The following is a 26194-nucleotide window of genomic DNA, read 5'->3' on the forward strand; positions in this document are numbered from 1 at the left end:
CACTCCAAGCTTAGGGGAACCGCCGACGCGACCAGCCCACAATCCCCCGCGCGCCCCGGGGAGCCTGCCCGCGGACGGCCCCGGGGGCCCCCGGCGAGGCTTCCCGGGCTACCGCAGGACGGTCATTCCGGGCTGCTGGCGATGATCTCGAACGCGCTGGGCTCGTTGATCATCAGGGTCATGAGCGGGTACATGTCCATGCGCGCCGCCGACAGGGCGCGCCGGTAGTAGCCGGCCCCCTCCCACTCGCTGACCAGCGCCCACAGGTCGGGCTCGTCCACCGACCTGCCGATGTGGCCGCCGAGGAACCCGGTCTGGGCGGCCAGCGTGGCGAGGATCGTCCTGGCGCCGTCCACGAACTCCCCGGCCTGCGAGCCGGGCACCGAATACCTGATGAGCGCGAGCATGCCGCCCAGCATGCCAGCCGCCGCGGGATGCGGCGGACGGCGGCCTGCAGGCCGGGGGCGTTCGCCGTTAGGCTCGAACCGTGGCCGACAAGCACACGCGCGGTGACTCCTCGCGCTCCTCGTCTTCTTCGGCGTCCTCTCCGGCGTCATCTTCGGCGGCGCGCGGGCGTGCCGTCCCCGCCCACCCGCTGGCGCGCGACCGGCGTCCCGCGCCCCGGCCGCTGCCCCCGGGCGAGCAGTTCCTCACTCCCGGCGCGACGGGCCTGCGAAGAGCGGTCGAGCGCAAAAGCGCGGTGCCGCTGGTGTTCCTGTACGGACTGCCGCGCTGGATCATCCCTGTCGTCCTGGTGATCCTGCTGCTGGTGGGCTTCGCCGTCGCCGACTGGCGAGGCGGCATCGCCGTCCTGCCCGTCCTCGGTTTCGTGGTGTGGCTGGCGTACATGTCGTGGCCGTCACTCGGGCACTGGGCACGGCTGATGCGGGTGGCCATGGCCGCCTTCCTCATCGCCATGGCGGCCAGCCGCTTCGGCCTCTTCTGACGCGTCTCGGGGGACGGTCAGCCGGTGGGGGTGGTGGTGGCGCAGGAGGCGCAGGTGCCGAAGATCTCCAGGGTGTGGGTGATCGCCGTGAAGCCATGCTCGGCGCCGACGACCTCCGTCCAGCGCTCGACGTCCGGGCCGGCCACCTCGACCGTGCGGCCGCAGTCGCGGCAGACCAGGTGATGGTGGTGTGTGCCGGTGGCGCACGCCCGGTACACGCATTCGCCGTCGTCGGTGCGCAGGACGTCGACCTGACCGGACTCGGTCAGCGTCTGCAGCGTCCGGTACACCGTGGTCAGCCCGATCTTCGCGCCGTCGGCGCGCATCTGGGCGTAGATGTCCTGGGCGCTGCGAAAACCGTCGCTGTGGGTGAGAATCTCCCGCACGGCGGCCCGTCGGGTGGTCATCGGCGCACCTCCTCGTCGCGTGTGTGCCTTGTCCGCCTGGTCCCCGTCTTCGCGTGCGGTGAGCACGCGGCCGCCGGTCATGGAGCGGCCTCGCGGGCGCGGCTCCGCCGGAGCAGCCGACCGGCGCCGAGCGCCAGGACGAAGCCGGCGAGGGCCAGCAGGACGATCGCCGCGCCCGGCGCGACGCTCGCGTAGAACGCCGAGGTCAGCCCGCCGACCGTCGCCACGACGCCGAGGACCATCGCCAGTGCCATCGTCGTGCGGAAGCCGCGGGTGAGCTGCTGGCTGGTGGCCACGGGGACCACCATGAGGGCGCTGACCAGCAGCAGCCCCACCACGCGCATCGCGATCACGACGGTCAGCGCGGCGGTCACGGCCACGAGCAGGCTGAGGAAGCGCACCGGCAGCCCGTTGACCTTGGCGACCTCCTCGTCCTGGCACAGGACGAACAGTTCGCGGCCGAACGTCGCCACCACGCCGAGCACGAACGCGGCCAGCACGGCGATCACCCACACGTCCTCGGTGGTGACGCTGCTGATCGACCCGAACAGGTACGACGTCAGCGTGGCGTTGCTGCCGCCGGGGGCGAGCCCGATCAGCATCACGCCGCCCGCGATGCCCCCGTAGAACAGCAGGGCCAGCGCCACGTCACCGGTCGTGCGGCCCCGGGCGCGGACCAGTTCGATCGCGACGGCCCCGAGGATGGAGACCAGCACCGCGGTGAGCACCGGGGCGGTGCCGGTGAGGAACCCGAGCGCGACGCCGGTGAGCGCCACGTGGCCGATGCCGTCGCCGAGCAGGGCGAGCCGCCGCTGGACGATGAAGGTGCCCACCGCCGGGGCGGCGAGGCCGACGAGGAGCGCGGCGATCAGCGCGCGCACCATGAAGTCGTACTGGAAGATCTCGATCATTGCGTCGTCCCCGAACCGATCGGGCCGCCGGCCACGTCGTAGGCGGGCGGGCGCTCCCGCTCGTGGCCCGGACGCGGGTGGCACCCCGTGCCACCGCCGGTCGCCGGCCCGTCGTGGGCGACCCTGCCGTCCCGCAGGACGATCGACCGGGTGATGAGCGGGGCCATCGGGCCGATCTCGTGCGCCACCAGCAGGACGGTCTTGCCCTGCCGCACCAGGGTCGTGAGCGTGCCGGCCAGATCCGCCTGGCTCTCGGCGTCCACGCCGGCCGTCGGCTCGTCCATGACGAAGGCGTCGGGCTCACCGGCCAGCGCGCGGGCGATGAGCACCCGCTGCTGCTGACCGCCGGACAGCCAGGCCACCGGGTCGCCGGCGCGGCCGGTCAGGCCGACGGCGTCGAGCGCGCCCGCCACCGCCGCGCGGTCCTGCCGGCCGGCGGGACGCAGCCGCCGCTGCCGGGCGACGCGGCCGGAGGCCACCACCTCGCGAACCGTGGCGGGGACGCCGCCGCCGACCGAGAGCCGCTGCGGGACGTACCCGACGCGCCACCATTCGCGGAAGCGGCCGGGCGGCACGCCGAACAGCTCGGCGGAGCCGGCCGACAGCGGGGTCAGCCCGAGCAGGGCGCGGACGAGCGTCGACTTACCTGAGCCGTTCACGCCGAGGATCGCGACCACCTCCCCGGCCTCGATGCGCAGGTTCACCCCGCGCAGGACCGGCCGCCCGTCCAGATGGACGTGCCCGTCGGTCATGGCGAACGCGGCGGGCGGGCCGGCGGTCCGCGGCGCCGGCCCGGAGACGCCGGCCGCCTGTGCTGATCGGGTCATCATGAGCATCCAAGCGCGGTGCGGAGGACGGAGAGGTTCTGGCGGGCGGCGGACAGGTAGTCCCCCGACGCCGGGCGGCTCTCGATGGGGTTGAGGACCGCGGTCGTGGCGCCGACCTCCTTGGCGAGGACCGCGGAGACCTTGGGGCTGAGGAGTTCCTCGGTGAAGATGGTGGTCACCTTCTCCCGCCGGGCCGCCGCGGCCACCTCGGCGATGCGCGCCGGGGAGGGTTCGGCCTCGGGGTCGAGGCCGCTGATGCCCACCTGCTTCAGGCCGTACCGGTTCGACAGGTAGCCGAACGCGGCGTGCGAGGTGACGATCGTGCGGCCGGCGCAGGTGGCGAGCCCCTCGCGGAACTCCTCGTCCAGAGCCCTGAGCTCCCCCGCGGTGGTGTTCGCCCTGCCGGTGTACGCGGAGGCGTGCGCGCCGTCCGCCTGCCCGAGCCTCTTGCCGAGGTCGGCGGCCACCGTGGCCAGGCGGTCGGGGTCGAGCCAGAGGTGGGGGTCGTAGGGCACCGGCTCGTGCGCCTCGCCTCCCCCGGCCTGCTCCTGGTGCTCCTGCTCACCGGTGCCGGTGAGGACGGGAACCAGGGAGGCGGCGTCGAACGCCTTGTCCGGCGCCTGCTGCTGGACGGCCTCGTCGACGGCCGGCTGGACGCCCTTGATGTAGACGACCAGGTCGGCCCGCTGGATGTCGGCGATCTGGCGCGGGGTCAGCTCCAGGTCGTGCGGCTCGACGCCGGGCCGCGTGAGGCCGGTGACCGCGGCGTCCGGCCCGCCGACGCGCGTCGCCAGCCATTCGAGGGGATAGAAGGCGGCGAGCACCTTGGGGCCGCCGGAAGGGCCCGCGCTCCGCGTGGAGGCGGAGTCGGCGGGAGCGCACGCGGCGGCGGCGAGTAGGGCCGCCAGGGCGGCGAGGACGCTCAGGAAGGTGGTGGGGCGGCGGGGATATGTCGATCGTGCACAGTGATCGTAACTGGACGAAAAGGGCATCACACTGCCGAGTATCGCGCAAAATGAAAACCGTTGTCAAAACCGTCCGCCACCTTCGCGCGTCCACCCACCCCGCGCGTAGGGAGTGTCCCCGTGGCGGCGGGTCACGGGATACGCTTCCCTGGCGGTGGAGACCGGGATGTGATGCCGTCCGCGCCGCGCCCCGGTGACCCGCGCCCTGTCCACGACCGGCCCGGCAGGAGACGACATGCCGTTCAGCCATGACATGGTGTGCTCGCTGGCCGCCGTGGCCGACCTGGTCAACACCGCTCCCGAGACGGGCGGGCTCGACGGGCTCACGAGCGTCGCGGAGCTGGACGCCTACGTCCGGCGCAACGAGCTGAGCGGCGTCGAAGGCGTCGGCGACGGCGACCTGCGGGAGGTCCGCGCCCTGCGCGCCACCTTCCTCGCGATCTTCGCCGCTCCCGACTCCGCCTCGGCGGTGGCGCTGCTGAACGTGCTGCTCGAGCGCACGCGCATCACCGCCCACCTGACCGAGCACGACGACTACCCCCTCCACGTGCACTACTTCGCCAAGGGGGCGCCGGTGGCCGAGCACCTGGCCGCCGAGCTCGGGGTGGCCCTGGCCCACCTGCTGGTCGACGGCGAGTGGGAGCGGCTGCGCACCTGCGCGGCCCCCGACTGCGAGCGGGTCTTCGTGGACGAGTCACGCAACCGCTCGCGCGTCTACTGCGACAGCCGCACCTGCGGAAACCGCATGCACGTCGCCGCCTACCGGGCCCGCCGCCGGGCCTGATCGCGGCGGGCCCGGGCGGCACGGCCAGACCCGGTTGGAGGCGGCCAGACCCGGTTGGGGAAGGTCGGACCTGATTGGGAAGGTCAGACCTGGTTGGGGAGGTCAGACCTGGTTGGGGAGGTCAGACCTGGTTAGGGAGGGCGCCGCCGTAGCGGCGGTCGCGCTTGGCGTAGATCTCGCAGGCCTGCCACAGGTCGCGGCGGTCGAAGTCGGGCCAGAGCTGGTTGAGGAACACCATCTCGGCGTAGGCCGACTGCCAGAGCAGGAAGTTGGAGGTGCGCTGCTCGCCGGAGGAGCGCAGGAACAGGTCGACGTCGGGGATCTCGGGCTCGTCGAGGTAGCGGGCGAAGGTGCGCTCGGAGACCTTGTCGGGCCTGACCCGGCCGGCGGCGATGTCCTGGGCCAGCCGCACGGCGGCGTCGACGATCTCGGCCCGGCCGCCGTAGTTGACGCAGAACTGCAGGGTCAGCGTGCGGTTGTCCCGCGTCATCTCCTCGGCGTCCTGCAGTTCCTTGATGACGCTCTTCCACAGCCGCCCGGGACGGCCGGCCCAGCGCACCCGCACGCCCATGGCGTGCAGCTCGTCGCGGCGGCGGCGGATGACGTCCCGGTTGAACCCCATGAGGAAGCGGACCTCGTCGGGCGAGCGCCGCCAGTTCTCGGTGGAGAAGGCGTAGGCGGAGAGGTTGGGGACGCCGAGCTCGATCGCGCCCTCGATCACGTCGAACAGCGACGCCTCGCCCGCCTTGTGCCCCTCGGTCCGCGGCAGCCCGCGCGCCTTGGCCCAGCGCCCGTTGCCGTCCATGACGATGGCGACGTGCCGGGGGACCAGATCGCGGGGGATCGGCGGCGGGACGGCGCCTGAGGGGTGCGGGGTCGGCGGGCGGACTCTCACGGTCTGCTTCTCCTGTGGGTGTGTGTCGGAAAGGCGCGCGGCCGCGGAGCCGGCCGTCGTGCCCGGTCCGGCGGCGGCGCGCCTGGGCGCGCCGGCCTTCAGACGCGTTCGACGTGCCGTAGCGAGCGTATTCCGTGTTCCAGGTGCCATTGCAGATAGGCGGCGACCAGCCCGCTGCACTCGGCGCGGTGGCGGGACTCCGAGGCGTCGGCGGAGGCCCAGTCGCCGCGGGTCAGCGCGATCATGAGGCCGATCGTCTCGGCGGCCGGGACGGCGGCGCCCGGCGGGCGGCACCCGCCGCACACCACGCCGCCCGCGGCGATGGCGAAGGCCCTGATCGCGGGGGTCGAACAGCGGGCGCAGGACTCGAGGGCCGGCGCGTATCCGGCCACGGCCAGGGAGCGCAGGAAGTAGGCGTCCAGGACGAGCCTGGCCTCGTGGCCGCCCTCGACCAGGGTGCGCAGGCCGCCGAGCAGCAGCAGGAACTGCCGCAGCGCGGGCTCCTTCTCCCCCACGGTGAGCCGGTCAGCGGTCTCGAGCATGGCGGTGCCGGCGGTGTAGCGGGGATAGTCGGAGACCAGACCCTCCCCGTACGGGCGGAGCGTCTCGGCCTGGGTGATCACGTCGAGCGAGCGCCCGGTGTGCAGTTGGAGGTCGACGTGGGTGAAGGGCTCCAGCCGCGCGCCGAACCTCGACTTGGTGCGCCGCACGCCCTTGGCGACCCCGCGGACCTTGCCGGTGCGCTTGGTCAGGACCGTGACGATGCGGTCGGCCTCGCCCAGCTTCTGGGTGCGCAGCACGATGCCCTCGTCGCGGTACAGGTTCACCCGCCCAGTCTAGGGACGACGCGACACCTCCGATGGACGAATCGGACGCGCTCGCCGGCCGCCGGCCGGCGCGTGGGAGGGTGGAACCGAACGGTCGCGGGTCGGGAGGCGGCGCATCGCGCGGGCAAATCGGGCGAGCGCCCATGAGACTCGTAAATCCGGATGCGCCTCCCGGAAGCGACGAATCGATCTCGGGTCAACCCTGGATGGCATCCTTAGGAAGAACAGTCACTAAACTTTGCCCCCTGGCGACACCCCCTGAAAATCGCCTCCGCCCCCTGCACGCTGCCTGAAAGGGTGACATGACCCGCGTGGTCCTGCTGGGCGCCTCGCCCGGCCCGATCGGTTCCCCTGAACCACACGTCCCGCCCGGTCGCCTGGCGCTGACGTCGCTGCCCGGTTCGCCCACCGTCCTGGACCGGCTGTACGGCCAGGTCACGGCGATGGACCCCGACCCGATCGCCATCGTGCGCCCCGAGGAGGCCGGCGACCACCGCCGCTTCCCCGGCCAGGTCGTGGAGTCCGCCGACCTCGCGGCCGACCTGCGCGCGCTGGCGGACGCCGCCGAGCAGGCCACCGACAACCTGTTCCTCATCCCGGCCGGCGTCGTGATCCACGACGAGCTGATCTACCAGATCACCAAGGCCAAGCGCGGAGCGCTGGCGCTCATCGCCAGGGAGCCGCGCCCGGAGGACGAGAACGGCGAGCGCGTCGGGTACGAGATCCCGATCGAGGAGGCCGAGCCCGAGATCGGCGACCACATCTACGAGGGGCTGCCGGTGCGCGCGCGCGTCGGCCGCTCCCGGATCATCTCGGTCGGCTCGGCCCACCACGCGGTCACCCGCCCCAACTCGGTGCTGCTCGGCCCGCTCCACCTGCACCAGCGCCACGCGGCGACGCTCGCCGAGGCGGCCCGCGAGCTGGCCGACCTTGCCCACCTGTTCGGCCCCGAGGACGACCTGGTCCAACTGCTGGCGCTCGGCCTGGTGCGCAAGGGCGTCTCGCTCGGCAGCCGCGGCCGCAGAGACCTGTTCTTCAGCCGCGTCGGCACGCAGGCCGAGGCCGACGAGGCCGTGGCCGTCATGGCGACCTACGACGAGGACCGCGCGCGCCTGAACAACGCGGTCAAGGGCGCCGACGGGTTCTTCACCACCTACTTCGTCAGCACGTACTCGCGCTTCATCGCCCGGTGGGCGGCGCGGCGCGGCCTCACGCCCAACCAGGTCACGCTCATCTCGATCGCCCTCGGCGTGCTGTCGGCGGTGGCCTTCGCCACCGGCACGCGGGCCGGCGCGGTGACGGGCGGCCTGCTCATCTACTTCGCCTTCGTCTTCGACTGCGTGGACGGCCAGGTCGCCCGGTACGCCCGCAAGTTCGGCGTGCTCGGCGCGTGGCTGGACGCCACCTTCGACCGCGCCAAGGAGTACGTCGTGTTCTTCGGCCTGGCCGTCGGCTCGGCCGTGGCCGGTCAGGGCGACGTGTGGACGCTGGCGCTGATCGCCCTGTCGGTGCAGTCGGTGCGGCACCTGCTCGACTTCTCCTACGGCGCGGCCAGCAGGCGCAGGCCGCCGAACCCGCTGCCGACCCTGGCGCTGACCGTCCCCGACGACCGGCCGCTGCGCGACGCGCTGGAGAAGCGCAAGGCCTCGCGCACCGGCGGCGTGCGCGGCCTGCTGAAGATGTGGACCAGGGCCGGGCGGTTCCGCGCCGTGCACTGGGCCCGCAAGATGATCGTCTTCCCCATCGGTGAGCGGTTCGCCGCCATCGCGATCACCGCGGCTCTGTTCGAGCCCCGGGTCACGTTCCTCACGCTCGTGATCTGGGGTTGCGTGGCGGCCGCCTACACCCTCACCGGACGTCTCATGAGGTCGCTCGCATGATCACCCACCCGCAGGCCGCATCCGTTCCCGTCCCCGACCCCGACGAGGAGCGCCGCCGCATCCAGACGGCCCGCCTGCTCGCCTACCGTGACGACGGGCCGCTGGTCGCGCTGGTGCGCGGCAAGCTCGGCCCCGGCCTGCCGCCGGTCCCGGCCGGGCTGGCCACGCTGCTGGCGGTGGCGGCCATCGGCGCGACGGGCGTGCTGTCCGCCGGCCGCGGCGCGATCATGCTGCTGCCGGTGCTGGTGATGGTGCTGCTGATGGTGCCCACCGCCCCGCGCGACCACCTCGGGCGCTTCGACTGGCTGGTCCCGCCGCTGATCAGGGGCACCGAGTTCCTCGCGATCATCGTCCTCGGCCTGGCCTCCGGCATGCCCAAGTGGCTGCTGTTCGTGCTGATCTACGTGATCGGCTACCACACCTACGACACGGTGTACCGGACGCGGCAGAGCATCTGGCCGGCCCCCTGGGTGTTCCAGGCCGGGCTCGGCTGGGAGGTCCGGCTGCTGCTGCTCGGCGTGGGCGCCGCGCTCGGCGTGCTCACCTGGGTGGTCGCCGTGATGTCGGTGTACCTCGGGGTGCTGTTCGCCATCGAGAGCATCACGAGCTGGGTGCGGCTGGACAAGCAGACGGCGCTCGCCCAGGCGTCCGACGACCTGGAGGCCTCCCCCGAGGACGCCCTGGAGCAGGCCACCGGCGAGGCCGAGAAGGCCTAGCGGCACGGCGCCCGCCCCACGAGGCGGGCGCCCGCCGGTCATGGGCCGGGTGTTCCCGGCCCCTCGTGCATCGGGCGGTGCGGTCAGGCGTTCTCGGCCTGGAAGCGCCGGGTGCCGACGATGAGGCACCCGACCGTGAACAGCGCCGTCACCCCCGCGCCGAGCAGCGCGGCGCCCGAGGTGTAGGACCCGGCGAAGCACGCGCGCAGCCCCTCCACGGCGTAGCGGAACGGGGTGAGCCGCGACAGCGCGTCCAGCCACGCCGGCGCCAGCGACATGGGCAGCAGCGCCCCTGACAGCAGCAGCAGCGGCACCAGGACGGTGCTCATGATGGGCGCGAACAGGTCGGGGTGCAGCGTCAGCGCGAGCGCGTACGACAACGCCGACAGACCGGCCGCGAGCAGCAGCATGAGCGTCAGGCCGAGCAGCACGCCCGGCAGCGGCGCGCGCAGCCCGAAGGCCCATCCGAGGGCGACCAGCGCGACGGCCTGCACCAGCAGCACCAGGACGTCTTTCAGCACCCGGCCGAGCAGCAGCGACATGCGGCTCGCGGGCGTGACGCGCAGTCGTTCGAGCACCCCCGCGCGCTGGTCGAACACCACGCCGAACCCGCTCATGCCGGCGCTCAGCAGCCCGAGCTGCACCAGCAGGCCGGGGACGAGCACCTCCCACGAGCCGACGCCGCTGCGGGCGAACAGCGGGCCGAACAGCGTCAGGTACAGCACCGGCTGCAGCGCGCCGAAGACCAGGGCGAGCTTGGTGCGCATGACCTCGCGCACGTAGTGCCGGGCGAGGATGAGGCCGGTCACGCGGCGGCCCCCTGTTCGCGCAGCTCGCGGCCGGTGACGGCGAGGAAGACCTCGTCGAGCGTCGCCCCGGGGCCGATCTCGGCCTTCAGCGCCGCGGGCGCGCCCTCGCGGACGATGCGCCCGCCGTCGATGATCAGGACGCGGTCGCACAGCGCGTCCGCCTCCTCCAGGTAGTGGGTGGACAGGAACACCGTCAGGCCGTGCTCGGCGCGCAGCCGCCTGACGTGCTCCCACAGGCCGGCCCTGCTCTGCGGGTCCAGGCCGGTGGTCGGCTCGTCCAGGAACAGCAGCGCGGGCTCGTGGAGGAGCCCCATCGCGATGTCGACGCGGCGCCGCTGACCGCCCGAGAGCGACGCGGCGGGACGGGCGTCCATGCCGGCCAGTTCCAGCCGGCCGAGCAGTGCCTCCACCCGTGACCGGGCGGCCGCCGCGTCCATCCCGTACAGCCGTGCCTGAAGCCGCAGCTCGTCGCCGACCCGCGAGGCGGGGCCCACGGTGCCGCCCTGGGGCACGTAGCCGATGCGCCTTCTGACCTCGGCGGGCTCGGCGAGCAGGTCGCGGCCGGCGACGGTGGCCGTGCCTCCGGTGGGGCGCAGCAGCGTGGTGAGCATCCGGAGGGTCGTGGTCTTGCCCGCGCCGTTCGGGCCGAGGAAGCCGACGATCTCGCCCGGGGAGACGTCGAGGTCGACGCCGCGCACGGCGTCCACGGTGGCGGCCTTGGAGGTGTAGGTCCTGCGGAGACCTCTGGCGTGAATCATGTCGAGCACAGTAACACCAAAATTGGTGTCACTTAAAGATTGGAGTGACCCCGGACTGTGTGCGGAATACGGTCCGGCTGTATACAGGTCTCCGTGGAGTTGGACGCGCTTGATCGTGCGATCGTGGGGGCCCTGGTCGAGGACGCCCGGTCGACCTATGCCGAAATCGGGCATCAGATCGGTCTTTCGGCCCCCGCGGTCAAGCGGCGCATCGACCGGCTGCTGAGCAGCGGCGCCATCACCGGCTTCACCGCCCGCGTCGAGCCGTCCGCCCTGGGCTGGACCACCGAGGCCTACGTGGAGCTGTTCTGCCGGGGCAAGACCTCCCCCGCCGAGATCGGCCTGGCCGTCTCCCGCCACCCGGAGGTGATCTCCGCCTGCACGATCACCGGCGAGGCCGACGCCCTGCTGCACATCCGCGCCAAGGACGTCCGGCACGTCGAGCAGGTCATCGAACGGGTGGCCGCCGAGCCGTTCGTCATCCGGACCAAGAGCGCGATCGTGCTGTCCCGCCTGATCGACACCCCGCACGCCCGCGACGCGATGCCGCAGTCCTCCTGACCGTCGCCCGGCGCCCGCGGTGCCTATGACGTGCCGGTGTACAGGGTGGCGAGGCTTCCGCACATGACGTTCGACGAGCCGATCCACAGGATCGTGAAGCGCTCACCGCCGACTCTCCTGGTGACGGCCTCGGCGCAGAACGCGGGGCTCATCTCCTCGGGCGCGATCTGCGTGGGGACGTCGAACGGCAACCTCTTCAGCAGCCAGCAGACTCCGCTGTCGACCAGCGCGTCGATGTCCCCCCGGACGACCGCGACCATGCCGATCGACCACGGGGTGGCGTCGTGGTGGTACACCCCGACCGCCAGGTGGTCGGTCTCATAGGCGCACTCCGCCGCGTCGTTGACCGCGTTCACCCGCGAGATGAACCGTTCGAGCCCGCCCCGGAACTCTCTGAACTTCTCCGACTCCCCTTCGGGGATGAAACCGACCACCTCTTCGGCCAGGCCCGCGATGCTGACGCAGGGGTTCTGCGTGATCACACTGACCCCGTCCGCCGACGGGAAGCCGGGGAGCTGGGAGCGCGTGAGCGGCCCCGGCTGCGGGCAGACCGGCCCCTTGGGCTTCTTGCTCCGCTTCGGCTTGTGGACCTGCCCCTGCTCGGTCTCCGTGGCGTTCGAGCCTCCGCCGGAGTCCTCGTCCGGACATGACGTGGCCAGGAGGCAGAGCGACACGAGAACGATCAGAAAGCTGACCGTGACGGAACGGCCGGCCGCGAACACGGGCATACGAGATCGACGACGCATCAGGCTTCCCCCACCGATGTCCGGAATTCACCCCTACCTGCCTATCGTCGTCACATCTTCGTCAGGGCCGGGCGGCGGAGCGACGTCCCGGTCCGCTCAGCGGACCGCCGCCCGCCGGCCAGGTGATCGCGGGCATGACCGCGGCACCAGGACGGCCCGCGCGACGTCACACCGTCGACACCATGCCGAAACGGCGGCGAAACATAGCGGGCCCCGGAGGGCGGGACGGAGAGGAGATCTAAAACAGACCATGCGGATCGCCGCAACGGATCGCCGCGAACCGGGCCCAGCACGCAACCGATCCACGTGGGCGCGCAAGCTCCGCACCTGGTTCCCGGCGATCGTCGTTTCTAGGCTGATGCCATCCCTGACCAGCCGTTTTCCCGACGGAGTGATAGATGGCGCACAGCCGGCACTACCTCATGTGTCGTCCCGACCACTTCGCGGTCGAGTACGCGATCAACCCTTGGATGGACCCGGAGGCCGGCGCCGACGCCGCCACCGCCGTGCGCCAGTGGGAGGGGTTGAAGGACGCCTATGAGGAACTGGGGCACAAGGTCAGCCTGATCAACCCGATCGACGGCCTGCCGGACATGGTGTTCGCCGCCAACGGGGCCCTGGTGGTCGGCGGGCGGGTGTACGGGGCGCGGTTCGCGAACGCCGAGCGCGCCGCCGAGGGCCCCGCCTACCTGCGCTGGTTCACCGACAACGGTTTCGCGACGGCCATGGAGCCCACCGAGACCAACGAGGGCGAGGGCGACTTCCTCACCCTCGACGAGGTGATCCTGGCCGGCACCGGCTTCCGCACCGCCATCACCGCGCACAAGCAGGCCCAGGAGTTCCTCGGCCGCCCGGTGGTGACCCTCCAGCTCGTCGACCCCCGCTACTACCACCTGGACACGGCGCTGTTCCCGATCGACGGGCGCAACGTGGCCTACTACCCGGGGGCGTTCTCGGCGGGCAGCCGCGAGGTGCTCCGCCACATGTTCCCCGACGCCGTGCTCGCCTCGGCGGAGGACGCGGCGGTGCTCGGCCTCAACGCCGTCAGCGACGGGCACAACGTGGTGATCAACGTCGAGGCGGGCGAACTGGCCCTTGAGTTGAAGCGCCGCGGCCTCAATGTCATCCCCGTCGACCTCAGCGAACTGCGCAAGGCCGGCGGCGGTCCGAAGTGCTGCACCCTGGAGATCCGCGTATGAGCACCACCGACGAGATCATCGAGCTGAGCGAGCGGCACAGCGCGCACAACTACCACCCGCTGCCCGTCGTGGTCAGCGAGGCGCGCGGCGCGTGGGTGACCGACGTGGAGGGCAGGCGCTACCTCGACTGCCTGGCCGGCTACTCCTCCCTCAACTTCGGCCACGGCAACCCGGCGATCCTCAACGCCGCCCAGGAGCAGCTCCAGCGGGTGACACTGACCAGCCGCGCCTTCTTCCACGACCGGTTCGCCGACTTCTGCGCGGGCCTCGCCGACCTGTGCGGCAAGGACATGGTCCTGCCGATGAACACCGGTGCCGAGGCCGTCGAGACCGCGGTCAAGGTCGCCCGCAAGTGGGGGTACGAGGTCAAGGGCGTCGCCCCCGGCCGGGCCGAGATCATCGTCATGGACGGCAACTTCCACGGCCGCACCACGACGATCGTCAGCTTCTCGACCGATCCCGACGCGCGCGACGGCTTCGGCCCCGCGACGCCCGGCTTCACGATCGTGGAGTACGGCTCCGCCGAGGCGGTCCGCGAGGCGATCACCCCCGACACGGTCGCGGTGCTGCTCGAACCCATCCAGGGCGAGGCGGGCGTGCTGGTGCCCCCGGCCGGCTACCTCACCCGCGTCAGGGAGATCTGCACCGAGAACAACGTGCTGTTCATCGCCGACGAGATCCAGTCGGGCCTCGGCCGCACCGGCGACACCTTCGCCTGCGAGCACGAGGGCGTGGTCCCGGACATGTACGTGCTGGGCAAGGCGCTCGGCGGCGGCGTCGTCCCGGTGTCCGCCGTCGTCGCGGACGCCTCCGTCCTCAGGGTGATCAAGCCGGGGCAGCACGGCTCGACGTTCGGCGGCAACCCGCTGGCCTGCGCGGTCGGCGGCGCCGTCCTGGACCTGCTGAAGACCGGCGAGTACCAGGCTCGGGCGCGCGAGCTCGGCGCGCTCCTGCACGAGCGGCTGCGCGCCCTCATCGGGCCCGCCGGCGAGGGCGGCCACGGCGTCGTCGCGGTGCGGGGACGCGGACTGTGGGCCGGAGTGGACATCGACCCCTCCATCGCCACCGGGCGCGAGGTCTGCGAGGCGCTCATGCGGCGCGGGGTGCTGGCCAAGGACACCCACGGCTCGACCATCCGCCTCGCGCCGCCGCTGGTGATCTCGGAGGAGGACCTCAACTGGGCCGTCGACCGGCTCACCGAGGTCCTGGACGAGCTGTCCGGCACGGCCGCGCCCGCGGAGGCCGCGGAGCAGGCCCCGGTTCCGTCCCCGCGGACCCCGGAGCTCTCCGGCCGCTGAGACCCGAGGCACCGTCCCTGCGGACGCCGGAGCTCTCCGGCCGCTGAGACCTGAGAGGGGCCGGCTCCGAGGACGCCGGAGTTCCCGGCGCGCCGGGATCCCTTCCCGCGCCGCCCGGGTCGCCCATCGTGTGACCGACGGTGGCGGCCCGGGTGCGGGCGGAGGGCTCAGGGGGCGAGCGTGATGCGGGTCATCTCCTGGAAGTCCGGGCGGGCGGTGTGCCAGCGGACGCTCGCGGAGCGGCCGTCGAGGTCGAGCGAGGCGAGCGCGTTCGGGAACCACGGCCCGTTGGTGATCTTCCACCGCAGCGCCCGCCGCGGCAGGCGCACCGTGCGGGTCAGGATGCCGCCGACCAGGCTGGCCACGCCGAACGACCCGATCACGTTGGCCAGTCGCAGGCTGCGGCTGAGGGGGTTGCGGATCGGGGAGCACACCGCCTGGTAGATGCGCGCGGACTCGAGGTCCGCCGACGCCGGGCCGGCGGCCGCCAGGTAGGAGTAGTGGACGTCCCCCGACAGCAGCACGATCGTCGCCGGGGCCCTGCCGCGCCGTCCCGCGGCGACGTCCACCAGCAGGCGTCCGAGCTCCTCGAACGACCGGCGGAACGCCCCCCAGTGCTCCAGGTCGAGTGCTTGGCGGATCTTCTCGCCCCACACCACTCCGCGGGGTCCCCACGCCCCGCCGGCGACGGCCTCGTTCCAGCTCTCGACGTCGAAGATGCCGCTGGGCAGGAACACCGGGACCGAGGACCCGATGAGCAGGTGGTCGACGTCTCCGGTGGCCACCTCGGTGAACCACTCCCACTCGGCGTCGTCGAGCATGCGCCGGCGGCTGGGCTCCAGCTCGCGGGCGCACCGCGTGTCCAGCATGACCAGCCGCGTGCGGCCGACGTCGCGGGTATAGCTCCACCGCATGGAGGAGGGGTCCTCGTCGGCCTTCTTGGCGAAGGCGTCCAGCGCCGCTCCGCCGTCCCCGTCGCCCGCGCGGATCTCGGCGTACATCGGGTCGGCCTTGCGCTCGGACGGCGAGAGGTTGCCCAGGTGCTGGTACACCCAGTAGGCGCCGAGCGCGGACAGCACGCGCGTCGGCCACCACGGCACCTCGGCCATGGTGCGCCGCCAGGCCATCGAGGTGTTCCAGTCGTCGCGCACGTCGTGGTCATCGAAGATCATCGCGGTGGGGACGGTGGACAGCACCCAGCGGACCACAGGGTCGCTCCACGCCTGCCGGTACAGCTCGGCGTACTCCTCGAAGTCCACGATCTCGTCGGGGCCGTCCTGACGGCGGGAGCGGATGTAGTCCAGCATCTCCTGGGACGGCTCGTCGGCGTACACCTGGTCGCCGAGGAAGATCAGCAGGCTCGGCAGGTCCTCGCCGTCCAGCAGGCGCAGGCCGAACTCGCGCAGCACGTCCTTGCCGTGCGTGCGCTCGTGCACGGCGTCGTGCGGCACGCTGGTGCGGCAGGACCCGAACATCACGCGGTTCATCTCGGCCAGCGGGCAGATCTTGCTGTCGGGGTAGCCCTCCAGGGGCCACACCCTTCGCCCGTCCAGCTCGACGGAGTACGCGCCGGTCTCCTCGACGTCCACGATGGCGTAGTGGTGGCCGTGCACGGTGAACGTGCGTTCGGTGGCCCGGGCGCCCGCCACCTCGATGGCGACCTCGCACGGATCGCTCGTTTCCACCCATATCGACGCGCTCGTCTCATCGACGTAGCGCAGCATCGGCCCTACCAGCAAGTCGGGCACGTTACCTCCCCTTTTGAGCAGCGTTATGAACCATATGCTCAACTCATCCGGTGGTGGAGGACGGCCTGCCTAAATGGCACGGCGATGACCCGGGCCCGCCGAGCGGCCACGGCGCGGATGCCCCCCCATGGAGCGGTCGCCACGCGCCGCGTCCACCTCGGCGAACGCGCGGAGGTCAGCCGTCGAGCGAGCGCACCAGGTGTTCCAGGTCTCGCATGAGCCGTTCTGTGCGGACGGCGCCGTACGTCGCGAGGATCGCCCGGTGGTGCTCGGCGATGCCGGCCTCCAACCGGCTGAGAAGCTCACTGCCCCGGTTTGCAAGGAATACCGCCACTTTGCGACGATCGGCCGGATCGTGCCCCCGGTAGACGACGGCGCGCTCGACGAGCCGGTCCACGGCCTTGGTCAACGTCGGGTGCGGCATCAGCGCCGCCCCGGCCAGATCGCCCATCGAGTGGCCGCGCCCGTCCGCGAGCGCCTGGAGGATGCGCCACTGCTCGACGGTGACCTCCTCGGCGGCGAGCGCCGCCGACAACCCCCGGTTGACGCTCCGCTCGGCGCGACTGAGCAGGTACGCCAGCGACGCCCCCAGCCCGCCCCCCGCCTCCGCGTCCCGGACCTCCCGCGTGGCCGCCGGGGCCTGGGCCGGCACGGCGGGCCTCGCGGTCGTCCCGCCCTCGTCGGCGCCGCTCACCACGGGCCTGTCCGTCCGTCCTCCGGCAGAGCGGTTGCCGCCGTCACCACTGAGGGCTCCCTTCGTCCGCGAACGCGCCAGGAGGATACTCTTCCACGTGGCCGAACCTGTCGCCCTGGTCATCGACCCGCTCGAGGCCCACCTGCTGTGGGCGGACGCCCTGCGCGTCGGCCTGGTGGTGCCCGTCTCCGGCGTGCTCGGGCTGCTCGGGCCGTGCGCCATCAACTGCGCGGTGCTGGCCGCGGCCGAGATCAACGAGGCCGGCGGGCTGCTCGGCAGGCCGGTCGAACTGGTGCTGGTCGACGGCGGCCGCCCACCCCGCGAGGTCGCCCGTGAGGTGGCCGGGCTGGTGCACGCCGGAGCCGTCCAAGGGCTGGTCGGCACGCACGCCAGCGACGTGCGGGCGGCGATCGAGCGCGCACTGGGCGGCGCCGCCCCGCTGGTGTACACCCCGCCGTACGAGGGCGGCGTCCGGCACCCGGGCGTCTACTTCCTCGGCGAGCCCGCCTCCCGCCAGGTGGGCCCCGGGCTCGACTGGCTGGTCGAGCACAGGCGGGCCCGGCGGTGGTTCCTCCTCGGCAACGACTACGTGTGGCCCCGCCTCGTCCACGCCTCGGCGCGCCGGCACCTGCGAAGGCGGTCGGCGACCGTCGTCGGCGAGCGGCTGCTGCCCTCCGGCACCCGCGCCTTCGGGCCGCTCATCGAGGAACTGGCCGCGGCGCGTCCCGACGCGGTGCTGCTGAACCTCATCGGCAGCGACCTGGTGGCGTTCAACCGGGCGTTCAGGGCCGGCGGGCTCGACTGCGCGCGGCTGTGCGGCGCGCTGGAGGAACACGGCCTGCTGGCCATCGGCGGCGACGTCTCGGGCGAGCTGTACGCCGCCATGGGGTACTTCGGCAGCCTGGCCACCGACGCCAACCTCGCCCTGGCCGAGCGCTACACCCGCCGGTTCGGCTCGGCGGCGCCGCTGCTGAACGGGCACGGGCACGGCTGCTACGAGGGCGTGCTGATGCTGGCGGCGCTGATCCGGCGGGCCGGCTCGACGGCCGTGCCGGCCAGCGAGGCGGTCGCCGACGGCACCTCGATCATCGGAGGCCGCGGCCGGCTCACGCTGCACGACCGCCACGCGCGGCAACGCGTCTACGTGGGACGCGCCGATGGCCTGGACTTCGATGTCGTGACCTCCATGTGAGATGTCGTGACCTCCATGTGAGTCGCGCCGGTCCGCGCCGGGAGCGCGACACTCGCTCGTGCGGCGCCCGCCTCCTTCGCCCGCTCCGATCCCTCAGCCTGGTGTTCCGGCTTCGACGACCTGCCGTCTCGTGTGACGCGCGCGTAACGGTGTGGCGGCCGTCGTAAATCTTTCCATAGAAATCTTTTCACTTTCAAGGAATAGCTCTATCGTACGGCTCTGCCCCCGCATGTGAAGGAGCCGTCCATGTCCTCCCCGTCCGGAACGTCGCCGTCCCCCTCCGGCGCCCCGCTCGGCGGCGCGTCCGATTCGACCCCGGCCGCCGGCGTCGAGCGTTTCGGCTACAAACAGGAGCTGCAACGCTCACTGAGCTTCGCCGACCTGCTGATCTACGGCCTGATCTTCATGGTGCCGATCGCCCCGTTCGGCATCTTCGGCGGCGTCTTCCAGGGCTCGGGCGGCATGGTGGCGCTCGCGTACATCATCGGCATGATCGCCATGGCCTTCACCGCGTTGTCCTACGCGCAGATGGCCCAGGCGTTCCCGATGGCCGGCTCGGTCTACACCTACGCCGGCCGGGGCATCGCCGCGCCGGTCGGCTTCCTCGCCGGATGGGTGATCCTGCTCGACTACGTGCTCGTGCCGGCCCTGCTGTACCTCATCGCCAGCGCCGCCATGGCCTCGTTCGTGCCCGCCATCCCGATCTGGGCGTGGCTGATCGGCTTCATCGTGCTCAACACGGCCGTCAACTACCTCGGCATCGAGATGACCGCGCGGATGAACAAGATCATGCTGGTGGCCGAGCTGATCGTCCTGGCGATCTTCCTGGTCATCGGGATCACCGCCCTGGCGCAGGGCAAGGGCAACGGCGACCTGCTCAGCCCGCTGTACGACTCCTCGACCTTCTCCTGGCCGCTGGTGTTCGGGGCCGTGTCGGTGGCGGTGCTGTCGTTCCTCGGCTTCGACGGCATCTCGATGCTCGCCGAGGAGAGCCGCGAGGACACCCGCAGGCTCGGCCGGTCCATGGTCGCCGCGCTCGCCCTCGCCGGCGTGCTGTTCGTCGTCCAGACGTGGGTGGCCGCCCTGCTCACCCCCGACCGTTCGACCCTGCTCACCAAGGGCGACCCGGCCGGCACCGCCTTCTACGACACCGCCGCGTACGCGGGCGGCCACTGGCTGAGCGTGCTGACCGCGGTCGCCACCGCCGTGGCCTGGGGCTTCGCCAACTCCCTGGTCGCGCAGGCGGCCACCTCCCGCCTGCTGTTCGCGATGGCCCGCGACGGGCAGCTCCCGAAGTTCCTCGCCAGGATCCACCCCAAGCACAAGATCCCGGTCAACGCCACCTTCGTGGTCGCCGCCGTCTCGCTGGTCTTCGGCATCTTCATGAGCCGGCTCGCCGACGGCATCCAGGTGCTCACCTCGCTGGTGAACTTCGGCGCGATGACGGCCTTCCTCGCCCTGCACGTGTCGGTCATCGTCCACTACGTGATCCGGCAGGGCAGCCGCGACTGGTGGCGCCACGTCATCGCCCCGGCCATCGGCTTCCTGATCCTGCTCTACGTCGTCATCAACGCCAACATCGCCGCCCAGGTGCTCGGGTTCGTCTGGCTGCTCGTCGGCCTGGCGATCCTCGCCTACTCCTACCGCGTGGGCCGGCGTCCCACCCTGCCCGCCATGACCACGGAGGTCTCCGAGTGAACGTCGTCTCCTACCGTCCCGCCGCCGACGAGCTGTCCTACACCTTCGGCGGGCGCCCCGCCGTCGGCACGGTCGAGCCCGGCACCGTCCTCGAGCTGTACACCGAGGACTGCTTCGGCGGACGTGTGCGCGGCGTGGACGACCTGCCCTCCGCGGTCTGCGAGTTCCCCTACCTCAACCCGGTCACCGGCCCCTTCCACGTCCGGGGCGCCGAGCCGGGCGACACGCTCGCCCTGCACTTCATCTCCATCGAACCGGCACGCGACTGGGCGGTCTCCACGACGTTCCCGCACTTCGGGGCGCTGACCGGCACCCACACCACGGCGATGCTCCAGCCGCCGCTGGACGAGGTCGTGTGGATGTACGAGGTGGACAAGGAGCGGCGCACCGTCACCTACCGGGCGCGGCGCGGCGACTTCACCGTGGAGATGCCGCTCGACCCGATGCACGGCACCGTCGGCGTCGCGCCGGGCGCCTCCGAGGCCCGCATGACGATCACCCCGGACGCGCACGGCGGCAACATGGACACCCCCGAACTGCGGGCCGGCGTCACCGTGTACCTCGGCGTCAACGTCGAGGGCGGGCTGTTCGCCGTCGGCGACGGCCACTGCCGGCAGGGGCACGGCGAGGTGTGCGGCACGGCGGTGGAGGCCGCCATGAACACCGTCGTCGCCGTCGAGCTGATCAAGGGCGTGCCCACGCCGTGGCCCCGGCTGGAGGACGACGCCCACCTGATGTCCACCGGGTCGGCGCGACCCCTGGAGGACGCCTACCGCATCAGCCAGCACGACCTGGTGACCTGGACCTCCACGCTCACCGGCCTCGACCTGCTCGACGCCTACCAGCTCGTCAGCCAGGGCGGCGAGGCCCCGGTCGGCAACGTCTGCGACACCAACTACACGATGGTCGCCAAGCTCCCCAAGGCCTACCTCGGCACCCCCGACATCTACGAAGGCGCCCACTCCCGCCTCCGCACCCTCGGCGAGCGGTACCTCGCCTCCCGCTGAGGGGCGCGCGATTATGTGAATACATTTCTCTTATTCGGCCGGGCGTGGCCGCGACGGAACATTTCTCTTTCCGAGCGGCCACGGACCCGGCCGCCGTCTTTTCCCGGCGGGCGGGCCGCTGTATTAGTGGAGCAGACGAACAACCGGTTCTCGGATGACCACCGCGTCATGCCCGACCTCCGGCCACGCTCGTCGGACAAAATACTCCAAAACGGAGCGAACGGGGTGGCGGATGCCGACCGTGACACTTTTTCGCAATGACTTCGCCTGGACGATCCCGCCGCGCGGGCCGGACGGCCACGTCTACTTCTGGCTGGAGAGCCCCCTGTTCGGCAGGGGCGCGGTCACCGTCACCGCCGTGGCGACCTACGCGCCGGAGAGATATCTCGAGGTGACCCAGCTCGCGACCCGGGGCGACTACGCGGGCCGCTTCTATCTGGACATCGTCGTCACCAACAACGGACCCATAACCGTCGGCGGCTTCTACGTCCACACCAGCGTGATATCCCCATGACCGAAAGCGGGACGGAAATGCGCGTCGTCGTGGTGTACGACCCGGCCGGGAACATCAAGTCGATGGCCACCGCCCCGGAAGGCGGGGCCGTTCCGGGAATGGCATTGGCCCCCGGCGAGGAACTCGGGACCATCGACGTCCCCGACCTGCCTCACGACCTGGACCCCGAGGAGACCAACAAACGGCTCACCGCCATCGCCGAACGCCACACCGTCGAACCGAACGACACCCGGATGCGCCTCCGCGCGAAGGAGTGACCGCCAGGCCGCCTCGTGTACCGGGCGAACGTCGCGGCAGCACGTACCGGGCGAACGTCACGGCGCCGCGGGCCTGGCGAACGTCACAGTGTGGCGGCGGCGACGATCTGTTCGCAGAGGGCGTGGGTGCGCAGGGCGTCGTCGGCGGTGATCAGGCGTCCCTCGCGGACGGCGGCGAGGAAGTCCTGGCACGCCTGCTCGATGCCGCGTTGCCGGGCGACCGGCGTCCAGTCGGGCCTGCGCGCGAGGGTCTCTCCGCCGTCGAAGTCGACGACGTCGCCGAGGTTCACCACCCGGCGCTTGACGCCACCGCCGATCACCTCGCAGGTCTCCTCGACCGCCCCGCTGACCCGGCTCATCATTCCGATCGCCGTGAACCCTCCCCCACCGTGAGCCGCGATGGGCGGACGGTCCCCGGTGAGGCGCAGGACCACGTGCTCCAGCAGGCCGTCCCGCACGCGCACGTCCACCGACGTTTCCGAGATCTCGCCCGGCGCCAGGAATCGCAGGGTGTCCACCACGTGGATGAAGTCGTCGAAGACGACCCGGCGCGGGTCGTCCGCGAGGCCGGTGCGGTTCTTCTGCATGACGACCAGGTCGCGCGGCAGGTCCCGCAGCCCCGCGTACCCGGGCGCGTACCTGCGGTTGAACCCCACCATGAGCGAGAGCCCGCGCTCCTCGGCCAGGCGCGCGACCTTCTCGGCCCCGGCGAGGTCGTACGCGATCGGCTTGTCCACGTACACGTGCGCCCCGGCCCGCAGCAACGCCTCCACGATCTCCACGTGCGCCTCGGTCGCGGCATGGACGAACGCCGCCTCGACGCCCTCCGCGACCACCTGCTCGACCGAGGTGAACCGCGCCGGAACGCGGTAGGCGTCACCGAGCCGGTCCAGTCTGCCCCGGTCACGCGTGCACAGCAGCAGTTCCAGGCCGGGTGTGGCCGACAGCACCGGCAGGTAGGCCTTCTCCGCGATGTCCCCGAGCCCGATCATCGCCACGCGCGTCCGATCCATGCCGAGAGACTACGGGGCGCCGTCCCGGCGTCCGCACGTCCCCGACCACCGGATTCAGGCCGCCGGATCCACGGCCGGTGTGCCGGGGCGGGATTCGGGGCCGGCGTGTCGGTGCGCCGGAGTCGGTGGACGGGGTCAGTGGGGCGTCGGCGGCGGTTCGGCAATCCTCAGCTGCAGGGCCGGAAAGCGGGGGGCCGCGAAGCCCGCCGCCCGGTACAGCTCGGCGCCCTCTCCAGTGGCGTTGAGTTCGATCACCTTGGCCTCGGTCTCGTCGCGGAACCAGGCCAGCAGCGCGGTCAGGCACGCCCGCGCGTACCCGCGCCGTCGTCGCCGGGGGTCGGTGCTGACGTTGAAGACACGGCCCTGCGTGCCGGTGAGGTTGGACGGCCCGGGCGCGCGCCGCTCGATCATGCCCACCGCCGAGCACACCACGCCCAGCTCCGGATCTTCCATCACGAACGCGGCGAAAGCGCCGGTGTCCGCGAGCCGCTCGGCGAACCACGCCTCCGCGGCCTTGCGCCACTCGGCGTCGTCACCACCGACGGAGGTGCCCATCGCCGCCAGCATCAAAGCCCGCAGCCGCGTCAACGCCCCCGCGTCCCCCACCACCGCCCGCCGCGCGGCGGAGGTCGCTTCGCCCTGACTCATGGCCGACATCCAATCATTCCCGGCCACGAGACCGTCCCGGACGGGCACCGCCGGGCGAAACAATCGGCGTCCCCCTCTTGCTCAGCAGAACTTAGTAAGTGAAACTGAATAGAGAGGAGAAGGAGATGGTGGCGATGGTCCGTCGTCAGCAGGAAGTTGGACGGTTCACCGATGTGGCGCTACTGGTACTGATCAGCCTTGCCGACGGCGCCAAACATGGTTACCGGATGATCCACGACATCGAGGAGTTCTCCGGCACCTCGCTGGAGCCGGGAACGCTCTACGGAGCGCTGATGCGCCTGGAAGAGCGCGGGTGGATCGAGGCTCTCGACGCCGAGTCACGGCGCAGGCCCTACCGCATCACCGACGCGGGCAGGCAGGCGCTCGCCGAGCAACTCGCGACGCTGCGACGCATCACCGGAGCGGCGACCACGCGGCTTGGCCCGTTATGGGGCACGGCATGAACGCCCGCGCGGCGGCGCTGCTGGCGCTGCGCCTCTATCCACGGCTCTGGCGCGAGCGCTACGACGAGGAGGTTCGTGACCTCCTCATGACCCGTCGGGTCGGCCTGCGGACGGTCGTCGACCTCTGCGCAGGCGCCATGGACGCCTGGGCCCATCGCGACCTGATCCCCGGCGGCCGGCGACGCCGACGGGTGCCCGCGGGCCTTGTGCTGACGATCTGCGCGGTGGCGCTGGTGTACCTGTGGAACCCGGGCATTCGCGACGCTCAGAGCCTGGACGCCGCCTGGCGGGCCGCGGCCGACCACGGGCAGGTCGCCACACTGCTCGCCGGTGCCGCAGGCACGCTGTTCGACGCGGCGGCCGCGCTGACGGCGCTGTCGCTCGTCTGCCTGTTGGTCGGAGCGATAGCCACCCGGCGGCCGCTCACCTTCCTGTGCGTACTCTTCGTGGGCCCGCCCATGGCGTTCTTCCTCTACTTCGACTTCGGCGAGAGCCACTTCGACCTGGGCTATCCCATGGGCCCGCTGGGCAGCGCGGTCACCGGCGGCTTCTTCGTGCCGATCGCGCTGGCATTGTGCCTGGCCCCGGTGCACGTCGGCTGGAGCGAGCGAAAGGGGCCCTTCCCGCCCCTGCGGATCGCGGGCATCGGCTGCGCGGTCGCCGCCCGCATGATCGTCCTGGCGTGGTTACCCGGTGCCGCGCTCATCGTCCTCGGCCTCCCCGGATCGTCGGCGCGATTCCTGTGCGCCCTGGCGGCGAGCCTGGCCTGCGGCGTGGCCATCGCATCCAGGGCCGCATCAGCGCTGAAGGATCACCCACGCCGCCACGCCGCGACCGGCGGCGAGGCCGTCCAGGGGTGAGCGGCGTCTACCGGGCGCGCCACCAGTCGAGGGTCTGCTTCAGGGCGGCGTCCGTCGGGGTGGGCGCGATGCCGAACGTTTCCTCGAAGGCCGAGGAGTCGACGACGAACGGCCGGACGAACTGGTAGCGCGTCTCCTCCAGCTCGCGCAGCAGCGGCGAGAACAGGCCCGCGGCCCGCATGACCACGTGCGGGATGGCCGAGACGCGGGGCGCGGGCGCCCCGGCCAGCTCCGCCATCCGCTCGGCCAAGTGCCGGACGGTCGTCGCGGGCGGCGTGGGCACGTGCCAGGGCCGTCCCCAGGCCCGCTCGTCCACGGCGACCGTCGCCAGCGCCCGCACCACGTCTGGAATGTAGGTGAGACTGTGCGGCTGGTCGGGATCGGCGGGCACCCGGATCGGCTTGCCCGCCATGAGCGGCTTGAGGAATCGGTCGCTGAAGATGGCCTGGCCGGACATCCCCGGCCCGAAGAAGTCGGAGCCGCGCACCTCGGTCGCCCGCACACGGCCCGCCTCGTGCGCGGCGAGCGCGTCGCGCCACATCGTGGCGCGCACCTTCCCCTTCGTCCCGGTGGCCGCGAGCGGCATCTCCTCGGTCATCGGACGGTCCACCGGCCCGTACCCGTAAAGGTTGCCGGTGACGACCAGCACCGCCCCGCTGCGCTCGGCCGTCGTCAGCAGCGCGGCCGCCATCGGCGGCCAGTCGCGCGCCCACTCGTGGTAGCGCGGGTTCGCGCAGTTGTAGAGGGCGTCGGCGCCCTTGGCGATGGCGGCGAGCCGGTCGGCGTCGCTCGCGTCCGCGGCGACCCGGGTGAGCCCCGGAACCGACGGCCCCGACCCCGAGCGGGTGACGACGACGACCTCGTGCCCCGAGCCCGCGAGCATCTCCCCGAGTTGCCCGCCGACCTGCCCGGCCCCGACGATGACGTGCTTCCCCATGTTCGTCCTCCTTGTGATGACGCGCTTTCGGCGGTGTCTCAGACCTGGTGCCAGAGGAGCCGCAGCGCGGCGTTGACGACGAACAGCGCGGCGAACACCACCGAGGTGGTGACGAGGCCGGCCCCCGCCGCGGCCGCGACGCCACCGCCGAACCAGAGGACCTCAAGGGCCGCCCGTCCCAGCCCGTGCACCGGGATGCTCGCCTTCGGCGCCCCGAAGACCCCCCAGACCACCGCGAACAGCAATGGCCCGCCGATACCCAGCAGCAGCTTGAGCCCCCAGTTCGGGCTGAACGTGAATCCCCAGTATCCGACCGCCAGGTAGACGCCCAGCTCCAGCAGGAACATCAGGCCCGCGTTGGCGCCTTTCATCACGGTCAGCATCGAACGGTCCCATCTCGACGAACACATTGCTCTCTTTCGAGAGCAATGCTCTCGCATGGAGAGCGCCGCCGTCAAGAGCACCGCTCTCGCTTCATTCTCCCGCTCCACCACGTTCCCTGGCCGACTTGTACGGTGGTCACCCAATACGGGGAGGCGAGACTATGAGAGGGCTGAAACCTTCCCTAGCGATTCGAAGGTCTCAGCACACCTGGAGCGATAGAGCCGAACAGCGCCCTGTGTCGCGCCCCGA

At 71.8% G+C, this 26194-nt stretch carries 30 protein-coding genes; 14 read left to right on the forward strand and 16 right to left on the reverse strand.

Annotated elements, in window-relative coordinates:
- Positions 1–122 precede the first annotated feature (122 nt).
- Entirely contained in the window at positions 123–407 is a 285-nt protein-coding gene (locus ACFQSB_RS00855) for an antibiotic biosynthesis monooxygenase family protein (protein WP_354834763.1), read from the reverse strand.
- A gap of 80 nt (positions 408–487) precedes the next feature.
- On the opposite strand from ACFQSB_RS00855, the gene ACFQSB_RS00860 reads away from it, so the two are divergent.
- Complete coding sequence (locus ACFQSB_RS00860) at positions 488–946, forward strand: DUF6703 family protein (protein WP_380823750.1); 459 nt, start codon at positions 488–490, stop codon at positions 944–946.
- Positions 947–963: 17 nt separating this feature from the next.
- Here the strand turns inward: ACFQSB_RS00860 and ACFQSB_RS00865 are convergent, their stop codons facing one another.
- From ACFQSB_RS00865 to ACFQSB_RS00880, 4 genes are all read right to left on the reverse strand, one after another.
- Entirely contained in the window at positions 964–1353 is a 390-nt protein-coding gene (locus ACFQSB_RS00865; protein WP_354834769.1) for a Fur family transcriptional regulator, read from the reverse strand.
- A gap of 77 nt (positions 1354–1430) precedes the next feature.
- Positions 1431–2264, reverse strand: coding sequence for a metal ABC transporter permease (locus ACFQSB_RS00870; protein WP_354834772.1), 834 nt, complete (start codon positions 2262–2264; stop codon positions 1431–1433).
- Positions 2261–3091 carry a metal ABC transporter ATP-binding protein gene (locus ACFQSB_RS00875; RefSeq protein WP_380823751.1) on the reverse strand — a complete coding sequence of 277 codons (831 nt, stop codon included), beginning with the start codon at positions 3089–3091 and terminating at the stop codon, positions 2261–2263. Before ACFQSB_RS00875 ends, ACFQSB_RS00870 begins: the two co-directional genes overlap by 4 nt.
- Entirely contained in the window at positions 3091–4083 is a 993-nt protein-coding gene (locus ACFQSB_RS00880) for a metal ABC transporter substrate-binding protein (protein ID WP_380824046.1), read from the reverse strand. Before ACFQSB_RS00880 ends, ACFQSB_RS00875 begins: the two co-directional genes overlap by 1 nt.
- Before the next feature lie 208 nt (positions 4084–4291).
- On the opposite strand from ACFQSB_RS00880, the gene ACFQSB_RS00885 reads away from it, so the two are divergent.
- Entirely contained in the window at positions 4292–4840 is a 549-nt protein-coding gene (locus ACFQSB_RS00885) for a CGNR zinc finger domain-containing protein (protein WP_380823752.1), read from the forward strand.
- Positions 4841–4961: 121 nt separating this feature from the next.
- Here the strand turns inward: ACFQSB_RS00885 and ACFQSB_RS00890 are convergent, their stop codons facing one another.
- Both ACFQSB_RS00890 and recO read right to left on the reverse strand, forming a co-directional pair.
- Positions 4962–5735, reverse strand: coding sequence for an isoprenyl transferase (locus ACFQSB_RS00890; RefSeq protein WP_380823753.1), 774 nt, complete (start codon positions 5733–5735; stop codon positions 4962–4964).
- 98 nt (positions 5736–5833) lie between these two features.
- Complete coding sequence (recO, locus tag ACFQSB_RS00895) at positions 5834–6562, reverse strand: DNA repair protein RecO (RefSeq protein WP_354834783.1); 729 nt, start codon at positions 6560–6562, stop codon at positions 5834–5836.
- 302 nt (positions 6563–6864) lie between these two features.
- Between recO and ACFQSB_RS00900 the strand changes: the two genes are divergently transcribed.
- Positions 6865–8442, forward strand: coding sequence for a CDP-alcohol phosphatidyltransferase family protein (locus ACFQSB_RS00900; RefSeq protein ID WP_380823754.1), 1578 nt, complete (start codon positions 6865–6867; stop codon positions 8440–8442).
- A complete protein-coding gene (locus ACFQSB_RS00905; RefSeq protein ID WP_354834789.1) occupies positions 8439–9158 on the forward strand; it encodes a DUF5941 domain-containing protein in 720 nt (239 codons plus the stop codon). The genes ACFQSB_RS00900 and ACFQSB_RS00905 overlap by 4 nt, the downstream gene beginning before the upstream one ends.
- Positions 9159–9241: 83 nt before the next feature.
- Here the strand turns inward: ACFQSB_RS00905 and ACFQSB_RS00910 are convergent, their stop codons facing one another.
- Both ACFQSB_RS00910 and ACFQSB_RS00915 read right to left on the reverse strand, forming a co-directional pair.
- Positions 9242–9967, reverse strand: a complete 726-nt coding sequence (locus ACFQSB_RS00910; protein WP_380823755.1) for an ABC transporter permease — start codon at positions 9965–9967, stop codon at positions 9242–9244.
- Complete coding sequence (locus tag ACFQSB_RS00915; protein ID WP_380823756.1) at positions 9964–10725, reverse strand: ABC transporter ATP-binding protein; 762 nt, start codon at positions 10723–10725, stop codon at positions 9964–9966. The genes ACFQSB_RS00910 and ACFQSB_RS00915 overlap by 4 nt, the downstream gene beginning before the upstream one ends.
- 93 nt (positions 10726–10818) lie before the next feature.
- On the opposite strand from ACFQSB_RS00915, the gene ACFQSB_RS00920 reads away from it, so the two are divergent.
- Complete coding sequence (locus tag ACFQSB_RS00920; RefSeq protein WP_354834798.1) at positions 10819–11286, forward strand: Lrp/AsnC family transcriptional regulator; 468 nt, start codon at positions 10819–10821, stop codon at positions 11284–11286.
- Between the two features lie 23 nt (positions 11287–11309).
- Here the strand turns inward: ACFQSB_RS00920 and ACFQSB_RS00925 are convergent, their stop codons facing one another.
- Positions 11310–11960: a hypothetical protein gene (locus ACFQSB_RS00925; RefSeq protein WP_380823757.1), complete on the reverse strand. Its 651-nt coding sequence runs from the start codon at positions 11958–11960 to the stop codon at positions 11310–11312.
- A gap of 470 nt (positions 11961–12430) precedes the next feature.
- Between ACFQSB_RS00925 and ddaH the strand changes: the two genes are divergently transcribed.
- Together ddaH and rocD are read left to right on the forward strand one after the other, a co-directional pair.
- Positions 12431–13231 (forward strand): dimethylargininase, encoded by an 801-nt coding sequence (gene ddaH / locus ACFQSB_RS00930; RefSeq protein ID WP_380823758.1) that lies wholly within the window; start codon positions 12431–12433, stop codon positions 13229–13231.
- Positions 13228–14529, forward strand: a complete 1302-nt coding sequence (rocD, locus tag ACFQSB_RS00935; RefSeq protein ID WP_380823759.1) for an ornithine--oxo-acid transaminase — start codon at positions 13228–13230, stop codon at positions 14527–14529. The genes ddaH and rocD overlap by 4 nt, the downstream gene beginning before the upstream one ends.
- 167 nt (positions 14530–14696) lie before the next feature.
- On the opposite strand, the gene ACFQSB_RS00940 is transcribed toward rocD, so the two are convergent.
- A complete protein-coding gene (locus ACFQSB_RS00940) occupies positions 14697–16277 on the reverse strand; it encodes an alkaline phosphatase D family protein (RefSeq protein ID WP_380823760.1) in 1581 nt (526 codons plus the stop codon).
- A gap of 175 nt (positions 16278–16452) precedes the next feature.
- Positions 16453–16971, reverse strand: coding sequence for a MarR family winged helix-turn-helix transcriptional regulator (locus ACFQSB_RS00945; RefSeq protein WP_354834819.1), 519 nt, complete (start codon positions 16969–16971; stop codon positions 16453–16455).
- 97 nt (positions 16972–17068) lie between these two features.
- Between ACFQSB_RS00945 and ACFQSB_RS00950 the strand changes: the two genes are divergently transcribed.
- The 5 genes from ACFQSB_RS00950 to ACFQSB_RS00970 all read left to right on the forward strand — a co-directional run bounded on the left by ACFQSB_RS00950 (position 17069) and on the right by ACFQSB_RS00970 (position 21639).
- The gene (locus tag ACFQSB_RS00950; protein ID WP_380823761.1) at positions 17069–18163 is read left to right on the forward strand and encodes a substrate-binding domain-containing protein; all 1095 of its coding nucleotides are present in this window, start codon (positions 17069–17071) and stop codon (positions 18161–18163) included.
- A 246-nt stretch (positions 18164–18409) separates the two neighbouring features.
- The gene (locus tag ACFQSB_RS00955) at positions 18410–19861 is read left to right on the forward strand and encodes an APC family permease (RefSeq protein ID WP_380823762.1); all 1452 of its coding nucleotides are present in this window, start codon (positions 18410–18412) and stop codon (positions 19859–19861) included.
- Positions 19858–20868 (forward strand): acetamidase/formamidase family protein, encoded by a 1011-nt coding sequence (locus ACFQSB_RS00960; protein ID WP_380823763.1) that lies wholly within the window; start codon positions 19858–19860, stop codon positions 20866–20868. The genes ACFQSB_RS00955 and ACFQSB_RS00960 overlap by 4 nt, the downstream gene beginning before the upstream one ends.
- A 241-nt stretch (positions 20869–21109) precedes the next feature.
- Positions 21110–21382, forward strand: coding sequence for a hypothetical protein (locus tag ACFQSB_RS00965; RefSeq protein WP_380823764.1), 273 nt, complete (start codon positions 21110–21112; stop codon positions 21380–21382).
- Positions 21379–21639, forward strand: coding sequence for a hypothetical protein (locus tag ACFQSB_RS00970; RefSeq protein WP_380823765.1), 261 nt, complete (start codon positions 21379–21381; stop codon positions 21637–21639). The genes ACFQSB_RS00965 and ACFQSB_RS00970 overlap by 4 nt, the downstream gene beginning before the upstream one ends.
- Positions 21640–21722: 83 nt before the next feature.
- Here the strand turns inward: ACFQSB_RS00970 and ACFQSB_RS00975 are convergent, their stop codons facing one another.
- Together ACFQSB_RS00975 and ACFQSB_RS00980 are read right to left on the reverse strand one after the other, a co-directional pair.
- Positions 21723–22652 (reverse strand): Gfo/Idh/MocA family protein, encoded by a 930-nt coding sequence (locus tag ACFQSB_RS00975; RefSeq protein WP_380823766.1) that lies wholly within the window; start codon positions 22650–22652, stop codon positions 21723–21725.
- A 135-nt stretch (positions 22653–22787) separates the two neighbouring features.
- Positions 22788–23300: a GNAT family N-acetyltransferase gene (locus tag ACFQSB_RS00980; RefSeq protein WP_380823767.1), complete on the reverse strand. Its 513-nt coding sequence runs from the start codon at positions 23298–23300 to the stop codon at positions 22788–22790.
- Positions 23301–23425: 125 nt separating this feature from the next.
- On the opposite strand from ACFQSB_RS00980, the gene ACFQSB_RS00985 reads away from it, so the two are divergent.
- Together ACFQSB_RS00985 and ACFQSB_RS00990 are read left to right on the forward strand one after the other, a co-directional pair.
- Positions 23426–23764, forward strand: coding sequence for a PadR family transcriptional regulator (locus tag ACFQSB_RS00985; protein WP_380823768.1), 339 nt, complete (start codon positions 23426–23428; stop codon positions 23762–23764).
- Positions 23761–24624 (forward strand): hypothetical protein, encoded by an 864-nt coding sequence (locus ACFQSB_RS00990; protein WP_380823769.1) that lies wholly within the window; start codon positions 23761–23763, stop codon positions 24622–24624. The genes ACFQSB_RS00985 and ACFQSB_RS00990 overlap by 4 nt, the downstream gene beginning before the upstream one ends.
- Before the next feature lie 7 nt (positions 24625–24631).
- Here ACFQSB_RS00990 and ACFQSB_RS00995 read toward each other — a convergent pair whose 3' ends face one another.
- Both ACFQSB_RS00995 and ACFQSB_RS01000 read right to left on the reverse strand, forming a co-directional pair.
- Positions 24632–25561, reverse strand: coding sequence for an NAD-dependent epimerase/dehydratase family protein (locus ACFQSB_RS00995; RefSeq protein ID WP_380823770.1), 930 nt, complete (start codon positions 25559–25561; stop codon positions 24632–24634).
- 38 nt (positions 25562–25599) lie between these two features.
- The gene (locus ACFQSB_RS01000; RefSeq protein WP_380823771.1) at positions 25600–25944 is read right to left on the reverse strand and encodes a YrdB family protein; all 345 of its coding nucleotides are present in this window, start codon (positions 25942–25944) and stop codon (positions 25600–25602) included.
- Between the last annotated feature and the right edge of the window lie 250 nt (positions 25945–26194).

This window comes from Sphaerisporangium rhizosphaerae, assembly GCF_042665155.1.
GTDB lineage: Bacteria > Actinomycetota > Actinomycetes > Streptosporangiales > Streptosporangiaceae > Sphaerisporangium > Sphaerisporangium rhizosphaerae.